The 6196-nt window shown below is 65.4% G+C and carries 6 protein-coding genes; 5 read left to right on the top strand and 1 reads right to left on the bottom strand.

Going from position 1 to position 6196, the window contains the following annotated elements; genetic code table 11:
- From AC1Q6Z_RS14540 to AC1Q6Z_RS14520, 5 genes are all read left to right on the top strand, one after another.
- A partial coding sequence (locus AC1Q6Z_RS14540) for an enolase C-terminal domain-like protein (RefSeq protein WP_492648340.1) occupies positions 1-366 on the top strand: 366 nt, incomplete at its 5' end.
- 11 nt (positions 367-377) lie between these two features.
- A complete protein-coding gene (locus AC1Q6Z_RS14535; RefSeq protein WP_492648339.1) occupies positions 378-1154 on the top strand; it encodes an SDR family oxidoreductase in 777 nt (258 codons plus the stop codon).
- 141 nt (positions 1155-1295) lie between these two features.
- Positions 1296-3011 (top strand): L-arabinonate dehydratase, encoded by a 1716-nt coding sequence (araD, locus tag AC1Q6Z_RS14530; protein ID WP_492648338.1) that lies wholly within the window; start codon positions 1296-1298, stop codon positions 3009-3011.
- A 10-nt stretch (positions 3012-3021) separates the two neighbouring features.
- A complete protein-coding gene (locus tag AC1Q6Z_RS14525; RefSeq protein ID WP_492648337.1) occupies positions 3022-3927 on the top strand; it encodes a dihydrodipicolinate synthase family protein in 906 nt (301 codons plus the stop codon).
- A 47-nt stretch (positions 3928-3974) separates the two neighbouring features.
- Positions 3975-4679, top strand: coding sequence for a FadR/GntR family transcriptional regulator (locus tag AC1Q6Z_RS14520; protein WP_492648336.1), 705 nt, complete (start codon positions 3975-3977; stop codon positions 4677-4679).
- Positions 4680-4910: 231 nt separating this feature from the next.
- Here the strand turns inward: AC1Q6Z_RS14520 and AC1Q6Z_RS14515 are convergent, their stop codons facing one another.
- Positions 4911-6116, bottom strand: coding sequence for an ROK family transcriptional regulator (locus tag AC1Q6Z_RS14515; protein WP_492648335.1), 1206 nt, complete (start codon positions 6114-6116; stop codon positions 4911-4913).
- Positions 6117-6196 lie beyond the last annotated feature (80 nt).

Raw genomic sequence — 6196 nt, 5'->3', positions numbered from 1 at the left:
GCCGGCGGCATCACGGAATGCCGCAAGATCGCGGCGATGGCGGAGGCCTATGACGTGGCGCTGGCGCCGCATTGCCCGCTGGGTCCGATCGCCCTTGCCGCCTGCCTGCAGGTCGATGCCGTCTCCTACAATGCCTTCATCCAGGAACAGAGCCTCGGCATTCATTACAACAAGGGCAACGACATCCTCGACTACATCTCCAACAAGGCGGTGTTCCATTATGCGGACGGCTTCGTGTCGATCCCGCAGGGGCCGGGCCTCGGTATCGAGGTGGACGAAGCCTATGTCATCGAGCGGGCCAAGGAAGGCCATCGCTGGCGCAATCCCGTCTGGCGCCATGAGGATGGCAGCGTGGCCGAGTGGTGAGGAGAGCGGATATGGCTGGACGTCTTGAGGAAAAACGGATCGTCGTCACGGGTGCGGCGCAGGGCATCGGCCTTGCCATCGCTGAGGCCTTTCTTGGCGAAGGCGCGAGCCTCTTCCTGATCGATCGCGACGGCGACCTGCTTGCGGCGGAAGCGGAACTGCTTCGGGCAACCGGTGGCCGAGTTGCCTATGCGTCGGCGGACATAACGGACGCAGATGCCATCGGGCGTGCCATAGCTACGGCGACCGAAAACATCGGCCGGCCGAACGCGCTCGTCAACAATGCCGGCGTCAATGTGTTCTCCGAGCCTCTAAAACTCTCCGATGCCGATTGGCAGCGCTGCTTCGACATCAACCTCAAGGGCGCTTGGAATTGCAGCAAGGCCGTGCTGCCGGGCATGATCGAGGATGGCGGCGGCGTCATCCTCAACATCGCCTCGACCCATGCCTTCACCATCATCCCGCACACCTTCCCCTATCCCGTCGCCAAACATGCGCTGCTCGGCATGACCAAGGCCCTCGGCCTCGAATATGCCGGGCAGGGGGTTCGCGTAAATGCGCTGGCGCCCGGCTACGTGCGCACCCAGAAGGCCGTCGAATACTGGAACAGCTTTCCCGATCCGGTGGCGGCGGAAGCGGCGACGATGAAGCTGCATCCCGGCGGCCGCATCGCGACGCCGGAAGAGATCGCCAAGGCCGCGCTCTTCATGGTTTCCGACGAGTGCCCCTTCATGAACGCCACCTGCCTGACGGTGGATGGCGGCCTGAGCGTTTTGCACCACCCCTGAGCGGCCACCTTTTTCAAACCATCCGAACCTCCGGTGCACCTTCGCCGGAGGTTTTTCTTTACTCGCTCCTTGCTTGACCAAGAATAACTCCGATTATATGAGAATAAGAAAATCGGCATCACATGGAAGCGAGGAGGGGACATGTCCCGGAAATTGCGGTCGCAGCACTGGTTCGGCGGAATGGACAAGGATGCGTTCATTCACCGCAGCTGGATGAAGAACAACGGACTGCCGGACGACGCCTTCGATGGGCGGCCTGTCATCGGCATCTGCAACACCTTCTCCGAACTGACGCCCTGCAACGCGCATTTCCGCGGGCTGGTCGAGCATATCAAGGCGGGCGTGCTGGAGGCGGGCGGCCTGCCGCTGGAATTCCCTGTCTTCTCCTGCGGCGAATCGAACCTGCGACCGACCGCCATGCTCTTCCGCAATCTCGCCTCTATGGATGTCGAGGAGGCGATCCGCGGCAATCCGATGGATGGTGTCGTGCTGATGGCGGGCTGCGACAAGACCACGCCGTCGCTGGTCATGGGCGCCGCCTCCTGCGACCTGCCGTCCATCGTCATTTCCGGCGGGCCGATGCTGAACGGGCGGCTGAAGGGCCGCACGATCGGTTCCGGAACCGATGTTTGGAAGTTTTCGGAAGATGTGCGTGCCGGCGTCATGTCGCAAAAGGATTTCCAGGCCGCCGAAAGCGCCATGTCGCGCTCGCCCGGCCATTGCATGACCATGGGCACGGCCTCCACCATGGCCTCGATGGTGGAAGCCCTCGGCCTGGCCCTGCCCGGCAATGCCGCCTATCCGGCCGTCGATGCCCACCGGGCGCGGCTGGCGCGGCTCACCGGGCGCCGGATCGTGGAGATGGTCGCCGAAGACCTGCGCCTGTCGCAGATCCTGACGCGGCAGGCCTTTGCTAATGCCATCCGCATCAATGGCGCGATCGGCGGCTCGACCAACGCCGTCGTGCATCTGCTGGCGATCGCCGGTCGGATTGGCACCGAACTGACGCTCGACGACTGGGACAATTTCGGCCGCAACGTACCGACGATCCTCAACCTGATGCCATCGGGCGCCTATCTGATGGAGGATTTCTGTTATGCCGGCGGTCTTCCCGTCGTCATGAAGGAGATCGCTGACCTCTTGCATCTCGACGCCCTGACGGTGACCGGGCAAAGCGTCGGCGCCAATATCGAGGGCGTCGAGAACTACAATGACGACGTCATCCTGCCGCGCGACAAGGCACTGACGGCAAGCGGCGGCATTGCCGTGCTGCGCGGCAATCTCGCGCCCGGCGGCGCCATCATAAAACCCTCCGCCGCGACACCGGCGCTGATGCAGCATCGCGGCCGAGCCGTCGTCTTCGAGACGATCGACCACTACAAGGCGCGTATCGACGATCCCGCGCTCGAGATCGACGAGACCTCGATCATGGTGCTGAAAAACTGCGGGCCGAAGGGTTATCCCGGCATGGCCGAGGTCGGCAACATGGCGCTGCCGCAGAAACTGCTGAAGCAGGGCGTGCGCGACATGGTGCGCATCTCCGATGCCCGCATGTCCGGCACGGCCTTCGGCACGGTGGTCCTGCACACAGCACCCGAAGCCGCCGTCGGCGGCACGCTGGCACTGGTCAAGGATGGCGATTGGATCGAGCTCGACGTCGCGGGCCGCAGGCTTCATCTCGATGTCGACGAGGCCGAACTCGCGCGCCGACGGGCGGCCTGGACAGCGCCGGTGCCGGCGATGGCCGGCGGCTACCAGGGCCTCTATGTCGAGCGCGTCATGCAGGCGGATACGGGCGCCGACCTCGATTTCCTCGTCGGCAGCCGCGGCCACGCGGTTCCCCGCGAAAGCCATTGAGGAGGTGTCGATGAACGATTTCCGGGTCGAAGACCTCCACGGCATCCACGCCATTCTCTACGCGCTTTTCGACAGCGAGGAGAGGCTCGACCGCGCGGCGATGCGGCGACAGACGGAAATATGCCTGGCGAGCGGCGCGCACGGCATGGCCGCGCTCGGCCTCGCGACGGAAGCCGCCAAACTGGATGAGCGCGAACGCATGGCGGTCATGGATTGGGTGGTGGAGGATACGGCCGGCCGCGTGCCCGTCGCGCTGACGATCTTCGGCGCCTCCATCGAGGAACAGGTGCGGCAGGTGCGACATGCCACCGACGCCGGTGCCGACTGGCTGATCCTACAGCCGCCCATGGTCGGCGCCTATTCCGCCGCCGAATATATCCGCTTCTTCGGCCGCGTCGCCGACCGCACCGACCTCCCGCTCGCCATCCAGAATGCGCCGGCCTTGATGGGCCGCGGGCTGACGGCCGCCGACATCCGCGAACTGGTGCGCCAGCACCCGAACATCCGCCTGGTGAAGGGCGAAGGGCCGGTCGTCGACATCGCCCATCTCATCGAGGTGACGGAGGGCCGGCTGCCGGTTTTCAACGGTCGCGCCGGGCTGGAACTCCTGGAAAACCTGCGCATGGGCTGCCGCGGCCTGATCCTGGCGCCCGATTCCATCGATCTTGCCGTGCGCGCCTACGAGTTCTTCTGCGATGGCTGGGACGAACACGCGGAGGAGGAATACCGCCGCATGCTGCCGGGCGTCGTCTTCACCATGCAGGGCATCGAGAACCTCATCTGCTACGGCAAGCGCCTGTTCGGCGCGCGCGCGGGCATAGAAATCCACGACCGCGCGCCGGCGATGCGGCCGACATCGGTCGGCCTCGACATGACCCGGCGTTACGCGGCCACGATGGGTGGCTTTCCCGAATAGGGGCGACGGTCTATGAACGGAGACGAGAAGCAGGGGAGAGGGCGCGCATGAAGGTTATCGCTCGGGAGGATCGCGGCCTGCCGGCCCGCATCGCAGGCGATATCGGCCGGCGCATCACGCTTGGCGAGTTGAAGGTCGGCGACACCCTGCCGAAGGAAGCCGATATGCTGGCGGGCCTCGGCGTCAGCCGGACGACGCTGCGCGAAGCGCTGAAAATCCTCTCGACCAAGGGTTTTATCGAGGCGAAACCCCGCCTGGGAACGCGCGTGCGGGCGGCCGAGCACTGGAATACGCTCGATCCGGTCGTGCTTTCCTGGCAGGGCGACGCCGACGACCAGGAGGCGCTCGCGGAAGAACTCTTCGAGATCCGCCTTTCGATCGAGCCGCTGGCCGCGCGGCTGGCGGCCCGGCGGGGCTCGGCGCGCGAACACGCGCAGATCCGCGCCGCCTACCTGCGCATGGCGGAGGAGCGGGCCGGCCTCGAAGAGGCGATCGAGGCGGATATCGACTTCCACCTGCAGATCTTCCAGGCGGCGCACAATCGTTTCCTGCTGCCCGTCGCCTCGGTCATCCGCGCCGCCCTGTCGATCAGCATTCCCAAGACGATGGCGGCATCCGGCGGGTTCGGCCAGTCGCTGGCCCAGCACGAAGCGATCCTCGTTGCCATCGAAGCGCGCGACGAGGAGATCGCCGCCGGCACCGCCGCGACCCTGATCGCCTCAACCTACAAGCGGAATTTCCAGACGGCCTGAGCGGGTGCCAGAAAAAAAGAAGCCCCGCACGAAGCGGGGCAGCGAGCGCCACGGTTTGGCTCCCAATGACGCGGGGAAGCTCGCGGGTTGCGCGAGTGGTATCCGGATAAGGTCTCGCCCCTGCGCAGGGAAGGTCTGATTCGGCGATTCCGGTACGCCTGTGCAAATAAATTGCATCGTCGTACACTTTTGCCCGCCCCTTGAGCAAAAAATGCCTACGCAATGGGCAGATCAGGAGGCTTCCTTCAGGATCGCCGAGAAGAGCGGGTCGAAGGCGCGGCGGATGGGTTCTGCGGCGGCGCCGAGGGCTACGGCCCAGGGGCCGATCATGCCGAGTTGCAGGCGCGGCAGCGCGCGGCCCTGACGGTCGGCATTCGAAGGGATGAGGGGGAACATTTCGGCGAAGAGGCGCTTCGCCAGCGGTTCGGGCGCGCTGCCGGAGAGGATGACAGTCTCGGGGTCGAAGATCGTCTCGACCATGTGCACCGCATGGCGCATGTCGGCGGCGGCGCCCGCCAGCCACTCCAGCACGCGCGGATTGTCTGCCAGCGTCAGCCGCTCGACTTCGGCATAGGCTTCGGTGGTCGCCGAATCGAGGCCGAGATGGTGGAAGAGCGAGGCCAGCGAGGCACGGTGCTCCAGCGGCGACTGCACCCCGCCGCGCGAAAACAGCACCATACCGATCTCGCCGGCATTGCTGTTGCTGCCGGTATAGAGCTCTCCCCCGAGGATGAGGCCGGCGCCGATGCCGTAGCCGAAATAGATGCAGACAACATGATCGAGGCCGTCGGCCGAACCGTTCATCCGCTCTGCCGTCGCGCAGGCGCTCGCGTCGTTCTGAAGGCTGGTGGCAAGGCCGGTGCCGGCGGCAAGCGTTTCCATCAGCGGGAAATCCTGCCACTGCGCCATCATCCAGGTATCGTCGTCGGAGGGCTCCAGCCCGAAAGGCCCCGGCATCGCCACGCCGAGCCCCGCAAGCCGGTGCGCCGATTCCGGAATGCGGGCGGCAAGATCCTGGCGCACGGTCTCAATGAGGCGCAGAATAAGCTTGCTGCCTTCCGCGGGGCCGCCGGGCGGCAGGTTCGCCATGGCCCGCGCAACCTCGCGCCCGAGCAGGTCCACGGCGACGACGCGCGTCAGGTGACGGTCGATCTGCACGCCGAGCGCAAAGGCCCCCTCGGGCACCAGCCGATAGGGCGTCGAAGGCTGGCCGCGCGCGCCGCGCACCACATCCTCCGAGGCGACGAGACCGTCCGCCTCCAGGCTCTCGATGAGGTTGGAGACGGTCTGCTTGGTGAGCCGCGTGGCGCGGGCGAGATCGGCGCGCGAAAGCGGCCCGTTCAGGCGAATGGCCTCAATGAGGACGCGCCGGTTGTGCGCGCTGGTACCTTCCTGATTGGTTCCACTCTTGGCCCGGATCGTCCGCAGTTCGTTCATCGGCACTTCCCTCTTGACACCATTTGAATAATACAGAACATTTAAGTCAAGCCATTTGACTTAATAAGAGACCAGAGAGT

It is taken from the genome of Shinella sp. GW835-FHT14H05, assembly GCF_058793575.1.
This window is presented reverse-complemented; position numbering and strand designations above follow the sequence as displayed.